General features: G+C 70.9%; 15 protein-coding genes and 1 pseudogene. 13 read left to right on the top strand and 3 right to left on the bottom strand.

Annotated elements, in window-relative coordinates:
* The first annotated feature begins 73 nt into the window (after positions 1-73).
* The 7 genes and pseudogenes from H7I87_RS24475 to H7I87_RS29065 all read left to right on the top strand — a co-directional run bounded on the left by H7I87_RS24475 (position 74) and on the right by H7I87_RS29065 (position 7,221).
* Positions 74-847 (top strand): hypothetical protein, encoded by a 774-nt coding sequence (locus H7I87_RS24475; RefSeq protein ID WP_024636881.1) that lies wholly within the window; start codon positions 74-76, stop codon positions 845-847.
* Positions 844-2,031, top strand: a complete 1,188-nt coding sequence (locus H7I87_RS24470; protein WP_011726261.1) for a polyprenyl synthetase family protein — start codon at positions 844-846, stop codon at positions 2,029-2,031. The genes H7I87_RS24475 and H7I87_RS24470 overlap by 4 nt, the downstream gene beginning before the upstream one ends.
* Entirely contained in the window at positions 2,028-2,486 is a 459-nt protein-coding gene (locus H7I87_RS24465; RefSeq protein WP_011726260.1) for a hypothetical protein, read from the top strand. The genes H7I87_RS24470 and H7I87_RS24465 overlap by 4 nt, the downstream gene beginning before the upstream one ends.
* The gene (locus H7I87_RS24460; RefSeq protein WP_009979474.1) at positions 2,483-2,752 is read left to right on the top strand and encodes a hypothetical protein; all 270 of its coding nucleotides are present in this window, start codon (positions 2,483-2,485) and stop codon (positions 2,750-2,752) included. The genes H7I87_RS24465 and H7I87_RS24460 overlap by 4 nt, the downstream gene beginning before the upstream one ends.
* Entirely contained in the window at positions 2,749-3,771 is a 1,023-nt protein-coding gene (locus H7I87_RS24455; protein ID WP_024636882.1) for a hypothetical protein, read from the top strand. The genes H7I87_RS24460 and H7I87_RS24455 overlap by 4 nt, the downstream gene beginning before the upstream one ends.
* Positions 3,764-4,165 (top strand): SCP2 sterol-binding domain-containing protein, encoded by a 402-nt coding sequence (locus tag H7I87_RS24450; RefSeq protein ID WP_003873863.1) that lies wholly within the window; start codon positions 3,764-3,766, stop codon positions 4,163-4,165. The genes H7I87_RS24455 and H7I87_RS24450 overlap by 8 nt, the downstream gene beginning before the upstream one ends.
* Positions 4,162-7,221: pseudogene (locus tag H7I87_RS29065) on the top strand (FAD-dependent oxidoreductase). The gene H7I87_RS24450 and the pseudogene H7I87_RS29065 overlap by 4 nt, the downstream one beginning before the upstream one ends.
* Here the strand turns inward: H7I87_RS29065 and H7I87_RS24435 are convergent.
* The 3 genes from H7I87_RS24435 to H7I87_RS24425 are packed head-to-tail and all read right to left on the bottom strand — an operon-like array spanning position 7,196 to position 9,814.
* Complete coding sequence (locus tag H7I87_RS24435; protein ID WP_023862147.1) at positions 7,196-8,098, bottom strand: aldose 1-epimerase; 903 nt, start codon at positions 8,096-8,098, stop codon at positions 7,196-7,198. The pseudogene H7I87_RS29065 and the gene H7I87_RS24435 overlap by 26 nt on opposite strands.
* Before the next feature lie 7 nt (positions 8,099-8,105).
* Complete coding sequence (locus H7I87_RS24430) at positions 8,106-9,287, bottom strand: FAD-binding oxidoreductase (protein ID WP_023862148.1); 1,182 nt, start codon at positions 9,285-9,287, stop codon at positions 8,106-8,108.
* A 32-nt stretch (positions 9,288-9,319) separates the two neighbouring features.
* Positions 9,320-9,814, bottom strand: coding sequence for a DUF3060 domain-containing protein (locus H7I87_RS24425; RefSeq protein WP_011726255.1), 495 nt, complete (start codon positions 9,812-9,814; stop codon positions 9,320-9,322).
* Positions 9,815-9,939: 125 nt separating this feature from the next.
* Between H7I87_RS24425 and clpB the strand changes: the two genes are divergently transcribed.
* The 6 genes from clpB (at position 9,940) to H7I87_RS24395 (ending at position 16,408) form a co-directional block, all read left to right on the top strand.
* Positions 9,940-12,486, top strand: a complete 2,547-nt coding sequence (clpB, locus tag H7I87_RS24420; RefSeq protein WP_003873857.1) for an ATP-dependent chaperone ClpB — start codon at positions 9,940-9,942, stop codon at positions 12,484-12,486.
* A 140-nt stretch (positions 12,487-12,626) separates the two neighbouring features.
* Entirely contained in the window at positions 12,627-13,499 is an 873-nt protein-coding gene (gene ttfA / locus H7I87_RS24415) for a trehalose monomycolate transport factor TtfA (RefSeq protein WP_003873856.1), read from the top strand.
* Between the two features lie 56 nt (positions 13,500-13,555).
* Positions 13,556-14,329, top strand: a complete 774-nt coding sequence (locus H7I87_RS24410; protein WP_011726254.1) for an SDR family NAD(P)-dependent oxidoreductase — start codon at positions 13,556-13,558, stop codon at positions 14,327-14,329.
* On the top strand, positions 14,316-14,855 hold the full coding sequence (gene pyrE / locus H7I87_RS24405) for an orotate phosphoribosyltransferase (RefSeq protein ID WP_011726253.1): 540 nt from the start codon (positions 14,316-14,318) through the stop codon (positions 14,853-14,855). Before H7I87_RS24410 ends, pyrE begins: the two co-directional genes overlap by 14 nt.
* A 27-nt stretch (positions 14,856-14,882) precedes the next feature.
* Complete coding sequence (locus H7I87_RS24400; protein ID WP_371304208.1) at positions 14,883-15,767, top strand: hypothetical protein; 885 nt, start codon at positions 14,883-14,885, stop codon at positions 15,765-15,767.
* Positions 15,764-16,408 carry a TrmH family RNA methyltransferase gene (locus tag H7I87_RS24395; RefSeq protein WP_011726251.1) on the top strand — a complete coding sequence of 215 codons (645 nt, stop codon included), beginning with the start codon at positions 15,764-15,766 and terminating at the stop codon, positions 16,406-16,408. Before H7I87_RS24400 ends, H7I87_RS24395 begins: the two co-directional genes overlap by 4 nt.
* Positions 16,409-16,480 lie beyond the last annotated feature (72 nt).

Genomic DNA, 16,480 nt, shown 5'->3' with positions numbered 1-16,480 from the left:
TAGTGCGGCAAAGCCCTACGCGTTTGCTGGGCTGTCTGCCATGATTTGGGCGACAGGCAGGAGGGCCGCACCCATGTACCTGAACGCTGAGCGGTTGGCCCTCGCCAACCAAACGGTCAAAGAGACGTTCGAGCAGTGCAGCGTGGCCTGGCAGGCCATCCCGCACTGGGACACCGGCGACCCCAGCCAGACGACGGTGCCCAACGACAACGTCAACCCGCCGAACAACTTCCTGCCGCTCACCTCGCTGCCCAAGCCGTTCGAGGTGACGCTGGCCGCGGCCATCGCCCCGACGCCCGACGAACTGCTGGCCACCATCGTCTACTACACCGCCAAGCTGGCCGCCGATTTCGACGCCGCGGTGATCCCCGGGCTCCTGACGGCGACGACGCCGTCGCAGCTGGTGCCCGGGATCAGCCCCGCCCAGCTGTTGACCGCGCTCATCGAGGCCCGGGCGAAGGTCGAGAAGGGCGGATACCGGGCCCCGTCATGTCTGATCACCGACACCATCGGCGTGGAGACACTGGCCGCGAGCACCATCGCCAACGGGTATGCCGGCACCGACGTGCTGTTGCCCCCGGCCAACATCAACTCGCTGCAACGCGTCGACACGCTGGCCACCGATCCACAGGTCCGGGGATGGTTGCTCGGACGGCGTCAGCGCATCGCACCGGGTGGCGCGGCGGAGGCCTCGCCGGGCGAGGAGGCGGTGGACCTTGCCGTCAGCGTCCCGCCCGGTCTGGAGGTCGTCGGCGACACGACCAACAACACGATCAAACTCGACGTCCGCCTCAGCTACGCCCTCAGGATCAAGGACGAAGGCGGGCTCGTCGTCTTCCGCGCGTGATGACGTCGACCCTGCCTGACGCGCGGCCCGCCGTCGCCGCGCTGAACCCGCTCGAGGACTACCTCGCCGCGTGCAAACAAGCCTGCGACCGGGAGATCGTCCGGCTGTACGGTTCGGGTGAGCGCGGGTCGAACGGGCTGTACCAGCTCATCCTCGACTACCCGCTGCGCGGCGGGAAGGCGCTCCGGCCGGCGCTGAGCATCGCCACCTGCCTCGGGCTCGGCGGCCACCTCGAGGCGATACTGCCGACCGCCGCAACGCTCGAGCTTTACCACAACGCGTTTCTCATCCACGACGACATCGAGGACGAATCATGGTGGCGGCGAGGCAAACCCACGCTGCACATCGACCACGGCGTGCCGGTCGCGGTCAACGTCGGCGACGCCATGCTCTCGCTTTCGTTGCAACCCCTGCTCGACAACGTCGAGCGGGTCGGGCTCGGGCCCGCGCTGCGCATCCTGCGTGCCGTGGCCACGATGACCCGCAAGACCGTCGACGGCCAGGCGCTCGAGCTGGACTGGGTGCACTCCAACACCTGGCGGCTCGATGACGCCGACTACCTCGAGATGGTGGAACTCAAGACCAGCTGGTACTCCTTCATCACACCGTTGCAGGCCGGCGCCGTCGCGGCCGGGTCAACACCCGACCGGATGGCCCCGTTGGAGTCGCTCGGGCGGCATCTCGGGGCGGCCTTCCAGATCACCGACGACCTGCTCAACCTGCGCGCCGACCCGCAGGAGTACGGCAAGGAGATCGGCGGCGACCTGTGGGAGGGCAAGCGCACCCTGATGCTGCTGCACACCCTGCGGCATGCCGAACCCGGCGACCAGCAGCGCGCGGTGCAGATCCTGTCCCGGCGCCGCCCGAGCCCCGACGCCGAGTTCGACCTGACCGAGCTGCTGGACCGGCTCACCGCCGGCGGGCAACTGTCCGTCTCGGGCCGCACCGAGATCGAAGCCCGGCTGCGGCGGCACCACCACTCGGAAGTCAAGAGCCTCAACGACATTCGCTGGCTCTACGAATTGATGCACCGGGTGGGCTCGCTCAACCACGCCCGCGACGTCGCCGTCCGGCAGGCCCGCCAGGCCGCCGCCGTGCTCGCCGGCCTGGACTGGTTTCCCCGCAGCCGGCACCGCGACATGCTGGCCGCCCTGGTCGATTACGTGCACGGGCGGGCGCGATGAACCCCGAGGCACTGATCGGCATGCTGGCCGAACTCGAGCGGATCCGCGAACTCACCCTCGACCTCGTCGAGCGGCAGGCCCCCGGGTTGAACCCCGCCCCGCCGGCCGACGCCGACGGTGCGGAGCGCGCCGTGTTCGACCTGCTGCTCGGCGCGCGCCGTGCGGTCCTGGGTAACCCGGCGGCCGCCCGCCGGGTGCACGACCTGCTCGTCGCCGAGGGCCGCCGGTACGCGAACACGCCCCGCGGGGCGCGGCTACGCGACGGGTTGGTCGCCTCCGAAGCGGTGGAGAACCTGCGGCGGGTCTGGGAGATGGTGAGCCTCAACGTTCTCGGCGGTCCCGCCGCGCCGCACGCCGGCCCGGACGCCTGGGCGGACCTGCTGGCGGACGCGTTCATCGGGCACGGGCTCGACGACGCTGTGCTGGCTCGGCTGCGGCCCGAGGGGTACGCATGACGCTCACCGATCCCCGCGACGCGCTCGCCGACCAGAGCGACTTCATCGGCTATCTGGTCGGCCTCGCAGGGCTGGCCGACGTGGTGCACACCCTGGCCGGCGACGGCGCCCGCGCAGCCGCGGATCCCCGCGCCCCCGACGACTTCGTGCACCTGCTGCTCGGCGTGGCGAGCGTCGGTGCGGGGATCGCGCGGCTGGCCGATTGTGCTGTGGCACAGTCTTTTCCAGTCGCTGGGGTGGCATCGACCGCGCGGTGGTTGCGATGAGCGCGGTCCTGGCCCGCAGCGACTTCCTGCGCGCCCCGGTGTTGGCCACCGCCCGGCCTGCGGGTTTCAAGGAGTGGCATCACTTCGTGGTGCACGGCCGGGGCGTGCGACTGTTGATCAACTTCAGCTTCAACAATGAAGCCTTCGGCGCGGACGGGGCGCGGCTCACCCCGCGGGTGATCGTGATCGCGCGCGACGAGCGCTGGACCGGGGCGGTGGCGCGGTTCGACGAGCGAGCTGTGCACGTCTCGGCCGACCTGGGTGAACTGTCCGTCGGTGGCAACCGGATGACCATCGTACCCGACGGCTACCGGGTGGCAATCGACTTGCCGGACAAGGACATTCACGGCGAATTGCACTTCACCTCGACCAGCCGGCCGTTCGTGGTGCGCAACGAGCCGGCGGGCGAGGGACGGGTCAGCTGGCTCTTCGTCCCCAGGCTGCGCGCCGACGGCTGGCTGCGGATCGGCGGCGCCGACCACCGGGTGCGCGACGACCTCGCCTACCACGACCACAACTGGGGCCGGTTCCGGTGGGGCGACGACTTCGGCTGGACGTGGGGCACCATCTTGCCCGCCGGGCCGGACGACCCGTGGTCGATGGTGTTCGCCCAGATCACCGACCGGAGCCGGCTGCGCTGTGTGTCCCGGTCGCTGTACGTGTGGCATCGCGACGAGCCGGCGGCGATATTCCGGCACGCGGCGGTGCGGGCACGCACCGAGGGCCCGCTCGACCGGCCGGCCGACTGCACCCTGCCCCCGCCGATGCGGCTGCTGCTGGACGGCGAGGTGCCCGGTGTGCCGGAACGGATCGAGATCACCGCGACACGGGCCGCCGATACCGTGCGCGCCGAATTCCGTTCGCGCTCCTATGTTCGCCTGGCGCAACCGAGCGAAACGCGCCTCGACCGATCGACCGTGCTGTGCGAGACGGACGGCACCGTGGCGGCGAGCGGCACGGTGCGGGGCGAGAAATTCGACTTCGCCGGCACGGGTGTATTCGAGTTCCTCCATGGCTGAACGGGTTTCGTCGCTGCTGCGGCGTTCGGTCGAGCACCTGCACGACGAGGTGCCGGCAAGCTACCGCGTGCTGGTCGCCGAGCTCGGCGAGATGGTGGTCGGGCTCGACGTGGACGGCGAGGCGTTCACCCTGTGCGGCGGTGATCGGCTGGACGTGTCGGACGGGGCGCCGCGCGAGGCCGCCGTGCGCATCGTCACCTCGCGGAACACCATCCTGGCGCTGCTCGACGCGGAGGTCGGGCTCGGCGAGGCGGTGCAGGCCGGCGCCGTGAGTGTGCGGGGTTCGCTCGACGACGTCCAGCGCGCGCACGACGCGCTGCGGGCCTACGTGCACGCGGCCGTCCGGGCCTCCACCCAGCCCGCGCTGCTGTCCGAACTGCGGGCGGGCGCATGAGCGAGCACATCCGGACCCCGGCGTCGCAGGCACGACGTCCCACCGTCGCGGTGCTCGGCGCCGGCATCGCCGGGCTCACCGCCGCCCACGAACTCGCCGAGCGCGGCTTCGCCGTGACGGTGTACGAGGCGCAGCAGGACGAACGCAACGGGTTGGGATCCGAGCCGACCGGAACATACCCGCCCGTCAAGCTGGGAGGCCTTGCCGCGTCGCAATATTCGACCGTGGGCACCCACGACGGGAGCCACGCCGAACTGCGTCCCTTCCCGGGCCGGCCCAGCCGGCCCACCGACCCGGGGCGCGCCGTCGCCGGCGAACACGGCTTCCGCTTCTTCCCGGCCTACTACCTGCACATCTGGGACCTGTTCCAGCGCATCCCGGTCTACGAGCTCAGGAACCCGGGCGGCTGGGCGCCGACCGCGCGCACCGTCTACGACAACGTCCGGCGGGTGATCACCCAGGGCGTCACCATCGACGGCAAGCCGTCGCTGGTCTTCCCGCGCGAACTGCCGCGCAGCGGCGCCGAATTCCTCGGCATCCTCGGCCAACTCGCGACGGTGGGTCTCACCTTCGGCGACGTCGCGACCTTTCAGGGCAGGATGCTGCGCTACCTGGTCACCAGTCCGCTGCGCCGGGCACGCGAGTTGCAGAACATGTCGGCCTACGACTTCTTCGTCGGCCACGACCGCCGCACCGGGTTGAACCAGTACTCCTACACGCCGCGTTGCGACGCGCTGTTGCGGCAGATGCCAAAGGTTTTGGTGGCCTTCGACTCCCGTTGGGGTGACGCGCGCACCAACATCAGCACCTATCTGCAGCTGTACCTGAACATGGACCGCCGCGACGACAAGGCCGACGGCGTGCTCAACGGTCCCACCACCGAGTCGTGGTTCGACCACTGGTACCGCCACCTCGTCGCGCTCGGCGTCCGCTTCGTCCGCGCCGCGGCGACCCGCCTCGACCCGGTGCCCGTCGACCCGAGCCGGCCACCGCATCTGCGGCCCCGGGTGCAGATCACGCTGACCGACGGAACGCGGGTGACACCGGATTACATCGTGGTCGCCGTCGACGCCCCGGGCGCCGAATTCCTCACCGCCCCAATGCGCGCCGCGGGCACCGGCGGCACCGTGGCCGGGCTGGACGGCTTCGCCACCTCCGTCCCGCCGCCCGACGGCCCGCTGCAGCCGCAATCGACGCGGCCCCGGTAACGCCGCGATCCCTACGCGATGGACGAGTTGGGGCGGGTGCCCTGGGATCGTTTCCAAACGCTGTGCGGCATCCAGTACTACTTCGACACCGAGTTCCAGTTGCTGCGCGGACACCTGCTCTACGCCGGCACCGAATGGGCGCTGTCGTCGATCAACCAGACCGGAATGTGGGAGAGGCCACCGATTCTCGATCGGGACGGCCACGTCTCGGTGCTCTCGGTCGACATCGGCGATTTCAACGCCGCGTCCTCGCACCTGGTCGACGAGTCCGGCCGCGGCAAGGCGGCCCGCGACTGCACGCCCGACGAGATCGCCACGGAAGTATGGCGCCAGATCGTTGCCGCGCTCACCAGCAGCACCGGGCCGGCGGGGGAGGAGTTCATGCCCCGGCCCGTGTGGTACGCGCTCGACCGCGGCCTGATCATGGAATCCGGGCCCGGTCAGGGCCGGGGCCGGGCGGTGCGCAACGCGACACCGTATCTGGTTCCCATCGTGGGGGATTGGGACAACCGGCCGAGCAGCGACCCGTGGAACCCGCACGGCACGTCGTGGAGCAGCGTGCCGCCCGAGGACTGGTGGCTCGAGGATATGTGGCGGCGCAACGTCTGGCAGGCTCGCCACGGCGGCTATCAGGTGCACAACAATGCGGTGGTCTTCGCCGGCACGTGGAACAAGACGTTCACCCGGTTGACGTCGATGGAGGCGGCGTGCGAGTCGGGGCGCCACGCCGTCAACGCCATTCTCGACCACTACATCTGGGTCCAATCCGGCGGCCTGGACCGCCGCGAGAAGACCACGCTCTCATGGGAGTTCCCCTTCGGCTTCCTCGACCAGGGCCTGTCGAGCCCGATCCGGATGCCCACCCCGGCCGGCGACTACTGCTATGTGTTCGACATCGAAAACCGCGAGCCGGCCGACACCCGGGCGCTGCGCATCCTCGACTCCAAATTCTGCGAATGGTCGCTGCCGCACCCGCTGGACGTCGGCGCCCCCACGTCCTTCATCCCACCACCCGCGGGAGGTCAGGAAATGTTCAGTCCCACAACGGATTACAACCAGCAGTTGCTCGCCTACCTGCAGGCGTGGCGCGAGCTGCTGGAGCGGTGGACGGCCATGAGCGCCGCCACGCCGTCCCCAGCCGCGCCGTTCACGCCGCCGTTCATGCCGCCCGCGGCTGCGCCGGCGCCGATGCCACCGGCACCCGCGGACTATTCCCAGCAGCTGTTCGGCTACCTGCAGGCCTGGCGGCAGTACCTCGAACAGATGGCGGGCGCATCCTCCGGATCGGCGCAGCAGCCGACCGCGCCACCGACAATGCCACCGACAATGCCACCGCCGACGCCGCCCACCGCGCCGCCGCCCTCCATGCCATCGACCGGCGGTCAAGCCTTCGGCGCCGCCCCGCCGGGTCAGCCCGGCACGTCGGGCGACCCCACGCCGGGCGGCAGCACGCCGGTCAGCGCGACCGCCAAGGGATCGACCCTGACCTGGCCGCCCCCGCTGCTGGGTTTGGAACCCAGCAGCTACGTCGGCACCCAGGACCCGCCGGTCAGCCGCTTCCTGCCGCCGAATCTGGTCAACCGCGTAGAGGACCGCCGGGAGGTGCTGCTGCGGCCCAATGACGAGTACGGGTATCTGCACGACCTCTTCAGCCTGAACCCCGGCCTGGCACGCGCCATCTCGTCGACCGGGCCGGCCCCGGTCGCGTCGGGTTCGTCGTTCCTGGGCGCCATGAACCGGGTCGGGCCCGACGTGTCGGCACGGGTCACGCCGCGCTCGCTGTTCTCCAGTCGCGCCGCGCGCGCCCCATCGGCCGGGGCGATCACACCCGGATCGAGAACCGGGTAGCCGCCGGCCGGCCGGGGTGTGCGCGGCGGTAGCCGCCGCGGCGCAGGGCGTCGGTCGGCGCGGTCATCGGCTCGAAGCAGATGACGGCCTCCTCGCCGGGTTTGGCCGGCGGCGCGAAGATCTGCGCGGCGGGATATCCGTGCTCGAAACATACCTCGAGCCGGCGCCCGCCGCCGGACACCGCGAACACCGCGCCCTCGTCGACCCGGTCGTAGGCGTCGTCGAACGTCTTGTCCCGCAGCGGTTCTCGCCGTTCCGGCTGTAGTTCGGACTCCCCGGTGGGCAGTCCGTGGTCGTCCAACCCCAGATGCCGCAGCGGCGGGGTCTCGATGACCCACTCGGCGCGCGGCACGCCGGGCAGCTGCAGGTAGGGGTGAAAGCCGAAGCACACCGGCACCGCGGTGTCACCGGTCGCGGTGACCGTGGTGGTCAGCGTCAGCGTGCGCCCGGCCAGGCGCACCGCCACCTGCAGCAGATGCGGAAACGGGAAGCCGGCCAACAACTCCGGATCGGCGCCGAAATCGAGCTGGGCGGTCAGCTCGTTCGCCGTCTGCGCCGTCACCCGCCAGCCGGGATAGCCGGCCAGCACGCCGTGCAGCGGCAACCCGTTGGGGTCGGCGCGCACGCCGTTGCGTCCGGGCGTCAGGGTCACCGTCGCGCCCTCGGCGGCATAAGTGTTGCCGCCCAACCGGTTCGCCCACGGATACAGAATCGGGATGCCCATCGTCTTGCCGTCGGCGACGTAGGCGTCCAGGCCACGGCGCTGGCCCAGCAGCTCCACCTCGCCGTCGCGCAGCGACGTGCCGATCATGCCCGCCCGCGGAACGAAGCGGGCGACGACCGACGACACGGGATCGCGCAGCGCGACGACATCCATGGCTAGCTCACCTCGACAAAGGGTCGTGCTGAATACTTTGGGCCGCAGCGCCTTTGGCGATCAGCGCGGCCTTGGTGGCGGCGACCATCCTGGGCCCGCCGCAGATCAGGATCTGCCGGTCGCCCCAGCCCCCGTACTTGGTCACCACCTCGGGCAGCCGTCCGGTCTGGTGCACGTGCAGCCCCCGCGGCGGTGTGACGTCGGGATAGTCGGCGGCCCACGGCGGGTCGGCCCGGTACTCCGACACCGGCGACACCGACAGCCACGGATTGTGGGATGCGATCTGCCACAAGGTCGGCAGGTCGTAGAGCTCGCAGCGGTAGCGCGCACCGAAGAACAGGTGCACCCGCGGGTTCACCGCAAACCGGGACAGGTCCATGATCAGCGCCCGCAGCGGCGCCAGGCCGGTGCTGCCGGCGACCATCAACACGTCGCCGCCGTCGCGGTCGACCCGCAGGCCGCCGTGCGGACTGGACAGCCGCCAGCGGTCGCCGGGCCGGGATTCGTTGACGATCGCGGTGCTGACCAGGCCGCCGGGGACCAGGCGGACGTGAAACTCGATCCCGCAGCCCGGGTCGGCCGGAATGGCCGGGCTCAGATACCGCCAGCGGCGCGGGCATTGCGGCACCTGGACGTTGACGTACTGGCCGGGGTGATAGGGCATCGGCTGATCGAGCCGCAGCCGGACCACCGCCAGATCCCGGGACACCCGCAGGTGCCCGATGACGGTGCCGTCCCACCAGGCCGGCCCCTCGTCGGCGTCCGCGGCCCCGCTCATCACCCCGGTGATCAGGTTGAGCGACGTGCGGGCCGCGTCCTCGACGGCGTCGGTCCAGGCCGCGTCCAGATGCGAGCGCAGCGTGGCCAGCAGCGCGCGACCGAGCGTTTGGTAATGCCGGGGCAGCACACCGTATTTGCGATGATCCCGCCCGAGTTGGGCCAGAAACGCCACCGGCTCCTGCGCCCGCCGCGCCACCAGCTCGCCGTACACCCAGTGCAGCGCGTGGCCGAAAGCCACGCGCTGGGCGCCCATTTCGGGCGGGAACAGATCGCGCACCGAGGGGTCGAGGGCGAACCAATGCGTATAGAAGCGGTGCACCAGATCACCGGAATCGCCCGGGCGGCCCGCATCGCAGGGCGCGAAGGCGTCGCGCAGCACCCGCAGCGCGTCGGCGTCCTCGAGGCTCACGGGGCCCGATTCTAGGCTCGCGGGCCGCCGGCTCAGCCCTGTCGAACGACGTTGCCGGAGCCGGCGTTGACGACCTTGGGTGAACCCCAGTGGTACACAACGACATTGCCGGCGCCCGCGGCGCTCACGGCGTCGCTGCTGTCGACCGCGATGCGGTTGCCGTTGCCCGAGACGCTGACGCTGGTGCAGTGCCCGGTCAGGGTGACCGTGTTGTCTTTTCCGCTCACCGAGAGGTAGCCGGCATGGCAGGGCAGCGACTTCGTGGTGCCGGCGCCGCTGACCTGCAACGTCCCGGCTTCCGGCACGACCGGCGCCCGGCTGTCGCCGCCGAGGCCGGTGCGCGCGCCGGTCGCCGCCAGCCCGGCCGCGGCCAGACAGCAGACCACGATCGCCAGCCAGCACACCGCCCCCGCCCGCAGCCGGGCCACCCGTTTGCCGTCGCGGCGCGCCCGCGCGGGAGCGCGCTCGGAGTCTGGGACATCGGCCCGCACCTGGGTGCGCATCTGGGGTTGTGTCGTCTGCGTCATCGCTCTCCGGGTACCCCGTACGCCGGGGCGCCCAAAACTCGATAGAGTTGAGCGGAACAGACTCAACCTTGACGGCGTTGAACAACCCGACAAGCATTTTTGCCACTACCCGAACGGAGGTCGTCGTGGACTCTTTCAACCCGACCACCAAGACGCAAGCGGCGTTGACCGCGGCGCTGCAGGCGGCCTCGGCCGCCGGCAACCCCGAGATCCGGCCCGCCCACCTGCTGATGGCCCTGCTGACGCAGGCGGACGGGATCGCCGCGCCGTTATTGGAGGCCGTGGGTGTCGAGCCCGCCACCATTCGCGCCGAGGCCGAGCGCATGCTGGCCCGGCTGCCGCAGGCCAGCGGCGCCAGTTCGCAACCGCAGCTGTCCCGCGAGTCGCTGGCCGCCATCACCACCGCCCAGCACCTGGCCACCGAGCTGGACGACGAATACGTCTCCACCGAACACCTGATGGTGGGCCTGGCCACCGGCGACTCCGACGTCGCCAAGCTGCTCACCGGGCACGGCGCGTCCCCGCAGGCCCTGCGGGAGGCCTTCGTCAAAGTGCGCGGCAGCGCCCGGGTCACCAGCCCCGACCCCGAGGCCACTTACCAGGCGCTGGAGAAGTACTCCACCGACCTCACCGCGCGGGCCCGCGAGGGCAAGCTCGACCCGGTCATCGGCCGCGACAACGAGATCCGCCGCGTCGTGCAGGTGCTGTCCCGTCGCACCAAGAACAACCCGGTGCTCATCGGTGAGCCCGGCGTCGGCAAGACCGCGATCGTCGAGGGCCTGGCCCAGCGCATCGTGGCCGGCGACGTGCCGGAAAGCCTGCGCGACAAGACCGTCATCGCGCTGGACCTCGGCTCGATGGTGGCCGGCGCCAAATACCGCGGCGAGTTCGAGGAGCGGCTCAAGGCCGTCCTCGACGACATCAAGAACTCCGCCGGGCAGATCATCACGTTCATCGACGAGCTGCACACCATCGTCGGCGCCGGCGCGACCGGCGAGGGCGCGATGGACGCCGGCAACATGATCAAGCCGATGCTGGCCCGCGGGGAGCTGCGCCTGGTCGGCGCCACCACGCTCGACGAGTACCGCAAATACATCGAGAAGGACGCCGCGCTGGAGCGCCGCTTCCAGCAGGTGTTCGTCGGCGAGCCGTCGGTGGAGGACACCGTCGGCATCCTGCGCGGGCTCAAGGACCGCTACGAGGTGCACCACGGGGTGCGCATCACCGACTCCGCGCTGGTCGCCGCCGCCACGCTGTCGGACCGCTACATCACCGCCCGCTTCCTGCCCGACAAGGCCATCGACCTGGTCGACGAGGCCGCCAGCCGGCTGAAGATGGAGATCGACTCGCGGCCCGTCGAGATCGACGAGGTCGAGCGGCTGGTGCGCCGCCTCGAGATCGAGGAGATGGCCCTGGCCAAGGAGGAGGACGAGGCGTCCAAGGAGCGGCTGGAGAAACTGCGCTCCGAGCTGGCCGACCAGAAGGAAAAGCTGGCCGAACTGACCACCCGCTGGCAGAACGAGAAGAACGCCATCGACGTCGTCCGCGAGCTCAAGGAGCAGCTGGAAACGCTGCGCGGCGAGTCCGACCGCGCCGAGCGCGACGGCGACCTGGCCAAGGCCGCCGAGCTGCGCTACGGCCGGATCCCGGAGGTGGAGAAGAAGCTCGAGGCCGCGCTGCCCCAGGCCGAGGCCCGCGAGAACGTGATGCTCAAGGAGGAGGTCGGGCCCGACGACATCGCCGAGGTGGTGTCGGCGTGGACCGGGATCCCGGCCGGGCGGATGCTCGAGGGCGAGACCGCGAAGCTGCTGCGCATGGAGGACGAGCTGGGCAAGCGCGTCGTCGGGCAGAAGCGGGCCGTGCAGGCGGTGTCCGACGCGGTGCGGCGCGCCCGGGCCGGCGTGGCCGACCCGAACCGGCCGACCGGGTCGTTCATGTTCCTGGGACCCACCGGTGTCGGTAAGACCGAGCTGGCCAAGGCGCTGGCCGACTTCCTGTTCGACGACGAGCGGGCGATGGTCCGCATCGACATGAGCGAATACGGCGAGAAGCACTCGGTGGCCCGCCTGGTCGGCGCGCCGCCGGGCTACATCGGCTACGACCAGGGCGGTCAGCTGACCGAGGCGGTGCGCCGGCGTCCCTACACGGTGATCCTGTTCGACGAGATCGAGAAGGCGCACCCGGACGTGTTCGACGTGCTGCTGCAGGTGCTCGACGAGGGCCGGCTCACCGACGGGCAGGGCCGCACCGTCGACTTCCGCAACACCATCCTGATCCTGACCTCCAACCTGGGGTCGGGTGGCAGCGAGGAGCAGGTGATGGCCGCGGTGCGCTCGGCGTTCAAGCCCGAGTTCATCAACCGGCTCGACGACGTCATCATCTTCCACGGCCTCGAGCCCGGCGAGCTGGTGCAGATCGTCGACATCCAGCTGGCCCAGCTGCAGAAGCGGCTGGCGCAGCGCCGGCTCACGCTGGAGGTGTCGCTGCCGGCCAAACAGTGGCTGGCCCACCGCGGCTTCGACCCGGTCTACGGCGCCCGGCCGCTGCGCCGGCTGGTGCAGCAGGCCATCGGCGACCAGCTGGCCAAGCAGTTGCTGGCCGGTCAGGTGCACGACGGCGACACCGTCCCGGTCAACGTCAGCCCGGACGGCGACTCGCTGATCCTGGGCTAGTCGGTCTGGCTCGAACATCGACTTGTTGCGGGGATTTCCCTCGAAATCGCCCAACAAGTCGACGTTCGGCGCATTTAGTGATTTTGTTGTGACCTGGTCGCCTTCTGTGTTCCCGCCCAATAGCAGATACGCTGTTTTGGATGGTCCCCCTCTGGTTCACGCTGTCCGCACTGTGCTTTGTCGGTGCGGGCGTGCTGCTGTACGTCGACATCGACCGGCGGCGCGGGCGCAGCAGGCGCCGCAAGTCGTGGGCGCGGTCGCACGGGTTCGACTACGAGCGTGAATCGACCGACATCCTCAAACGCTGGAAGCGCGGGGTGATGTCGACGGTGGGCGATGTGGCCGCCCAGAACGTCGTGCTCGGTCAGATCCGCGGCGAGGCGGTCTACATCTTCGACCTCGAAGAAGTCGCCACGGTGATCGCGCTGCACCGCAAGGTCGGCACCAACGTCGTCGTCGACCTGCGCCTCAAGGGGCTCAAAGAGCCTCGGGAGAGCGACATTTGGCTGTTGGGCGCGATCGGGCCGCGGATGGTCTACTCGACCAACCTGGACGCGGCGCGGCGGGCCTGCGACCGGCGCATGGTGACGTTCGCCCACACCGCGCCCGACTGCGCCGAGATCATGTGGAACGAGCAGAACTGGACGCTGGTGGCCATGCCGATCACCAGCACCCGCACCCAGTGGGACGAGGGGCTGCGCACCGTGCGCCAGTTCAACGACCTGCTGCGGGTGCTGCCGCCGCTGCCGGAGGAGACTCCGCAGGAGGCGCCGGCCGCGCCGCGCAACTCCTCGCCCAGCCGCCCGCTGGCCCCCGCCGGCCGCGCGGAGCTGCCGCCGCGCCGCGCGCAGCAGGACGTGGCCGGGCTGCTCGGCCCGGACGTCCAGCCCGGCCGCCGCGCCGCCGAGCCGGTGCGCCGCGACCAGCCGCGGCCCGAGGCGCGCCCGGACACGCTGCGCCGCCCACCCCCGGGTGGGCGTAACGGCCATCAGGCCACCAACTATCAGCGCTGACGGCGGCCCCGGGCGTCCGCGAGGCCGGGCGCCCCGCCGTCATTAAGATGTCGCTCATGCCTCGCCCCGTCGCCCTGATCACCGGGCCGACCTCCGGGATCGGCGCCGGATACGCGCGGCGCTACGCGAGCGACGGCTACGACCTGGTGCTGGTCGCCCGCGACGTGGACCGGCTGACCGCGCTGGCCGGCGAACTGCGCGACCGGGCGGGCAACATCGAGATCCTGCCCGCCGACCTGGGCGATGCCGTCGACCGGCAACGGGTCGGTGAGCGCCTGGCCGGCGGAGTGCGGGTGCTCGTCAACAACGCCGGCTTCGCCACCTCCGGCGACTTCTGGCACACCGACCCTGCGCTGCTGCAGTCCCAGCTCGACGTCAACGTCACCGCCGTCATGCATCTCACCCGGGCGGCGCTGCCGGCCATGCTCGACGCCGGCGCCGGGACCGTCATCAACATCGCCAGCATCGCCGGGTTGCTGCCGGGGCGGGGGTCGACGTACTCGGCGTCCAAGGCGTGGGTGATCTCGTTCAGTGAGGGCCTGTCCGTCGGGCTGCAGGGCACCGGCGTCTCCGTGCACGCGGTGTGCCCGGGCTACGTGCGCACCGAGTTCCACGCGCGCGCCGGGATCGACATGTCCAAGTCGCCGTCGTTTCTGTGGCTGCAGGTCGACGACGTGGTCGATCAGAGTCTGGCCGACATCGCCCGCGGCAAGGTGATCAGCATTCCGGGCTTGCAGTACAAGGCGATCGTCGCCGCCGAGCGGCTGATCCCGCGCACCCTGATGCGGGCGATCACCAAACGAGTCGGTGGTGGCCGTGGCCGAACCTGAGCTCGAGGAGCTGGCCGAGCTGGTGCGCCGGCTGTCGGTGGTGCACGGGCGGGTGACGCTGTCGTCGGGCAAGGAGGCCGACTACTACGTCGACCTGCGCCGGGCCACCCTGCATCATCGCGCCTCGGCGTTGATCGGCAGGCTCATGCGCGAGCTGACCAGCGACTGGGACTACGCGGTGGTCGGCGGCCTGACCCTGGGCGCCGACCCGGTGGCCACCGCCATCATGCACGCGCCGGGCCGCCCGATCGACGCCTTCGTTGTCCGCAAGTCAGCGAAAACCCATGGGCTGCAACGCCTTATCGAAGGCTCGGAGGTCGCGGGCAAGCGGGTGCTGGTGGTCGAGGACACCAGCACCACCGGCAACTCGGCGCTCACCGCGGTGCGCGCCGTCCAGCAGGCCGGCGGTCAGGTGCTGGGGGTGGCCACCGTGGTGGACCGCGCCACCGGCGCCGCCGAGGCCATCGAGGCCGAGGGGCTGCCCTACCGCAGCGTGCTCGGTCTCGCCGATCTGGGGCTGGGCTAATTGCATTGCTGTGCAAGGCTTCTCGCGATAGTTGCCTGCCTGCTGGCCTGCGTGACGGCCTGCTCGAACCCCCACCCCGCGGCGCGCCCGTACGGCGCCCAGGGCGCGCGGCTCGGCGAAGCGCTGGCGCTGCTGGGCTGGAACATGTCGCTGTCCAACCTGCGCTGGGACGGCGACTACGTCCTGGTCGACGTCGACGCCAGCCCGGCCTCGGCCAAGGGCCCGCACGCCAAACCCGAGGACATCCGGTTCGGGCTGTACGGCGCCCTGGCCCACCCGATGGAGGCGGCCGGCCTGGGCAGCTGCGACAGCACCACGACCAGCCTGCGTGACGTCCCCGCGCCGCTGTCCGCGCCGCCCGACCGGCTCACCGGCACGGTTTGCCTTGGGCCGCTGAAGGATCGCAGTCAGGTCCGCGGCGTCTACGGCTACTCGCCGCGCGACCGCATCCCCAACAGCTCGTCGGCCTACCCGGTCGCCTTCCCGGTGGGACTGCTGCCGACGAACCCCAACGACAGCGGCGGCCTGGCGGTCAAGACGGCCAGCCTGTCCGCGTGGCGGGCCGACGGCACGCCGGTGACCAAGGCGCAGCTCGGCGATCCGGGGGCGTTCACCGGCAACGGCTACATGCTGCTGGGGTTGGAGGCCACCGCCGTGGCGGCCCGCTATCGCGACGAGTCGGTCCAGCGCGGCGGCCCGATGATGCTGCTGGCCTCGCCGACGCTGCCCGGCCGGGGCCTGAACCCGGCCTGCGCGGCTTACGGGTCGTCGGTGCTGATCCTGCCCGACGCCTCGCTGGACGCGGTGCACGTGAACGCGTCGCTGTGCACGCAGGGCGAGATCAACGACGCGCTGCTGTATGCGACGCTGGCCATCGACGGCACCCACGCCGGGGTGTGGACGCAGCGATGAGCGAACCGGGGCCCACTGAATGGGGAACGCCGGCCGCCGGGGTGGGGCCGTGGCGCGGCGAGCTTCCCGACGACCCGCGCTATGACCCGATCCTGTTGCGCGACGGCGACACTCGCAACGTCGTCGACGCCTACCGGTACTGGACCCGCGAGGCGATCATCGCCGACATCGACCGGCGCCGCCATCCGCTGCACGTGGCGATCGAGAACTTCGGCCACGACGCCAACATCGGCTCGGTGGTGCGCACCGCGAACGCCTTCGCCGTGCACACCGTGCACATCGTGGGGCGGCGGCGGTGGAATCGCCGCGGCGCCATGGTGACCGACCGCTATCAGCGGCTGTGCCACCACGACAGCACCGCCGAGCTGCTCGACTTCGCGGCCACCGCGGGGTTGACCGTCGTCGCCGTCGACAACGTCCCGGGCGCGGCGCGGCTGGAAGAGACCACGCTGCCGCGCGAGTGCCTGCTGGTGTTCGGTCAGGAGGGCCCGGGCATCACCGACGACACCCGCACCGGCGCCACGCTGACGGTGTCGATCGCCCAGTTCGGCTCGACGCGCAGCATCAACGCCGGCGTCGCCGCCGGCATCGCGATGCACGCCTGGATCCAGCAGCACGCCGACCTGTCCCGCGCCTGGTGAAGCCGGCGCACCCGTCGAGTGTGTACTCACGGCGGCCCCGGCCGGCGTGTCGTCGCCAACGATGCACACTCG

It is taken from the genome of Mycobacterium timonense (genome assembly GCF_025821985.1).
Classification (GTDB): Bacteria; Actinomycetota; Actinomycetes; order Mycobacteriales; family Mycobacteriaceae; genus Mycobacterium; species Mycobacterium avium.
Note: the sequence above shows the minus strand (reverse complement) of the source record. Positions and strands in the feature narration are given on the sequence as shown.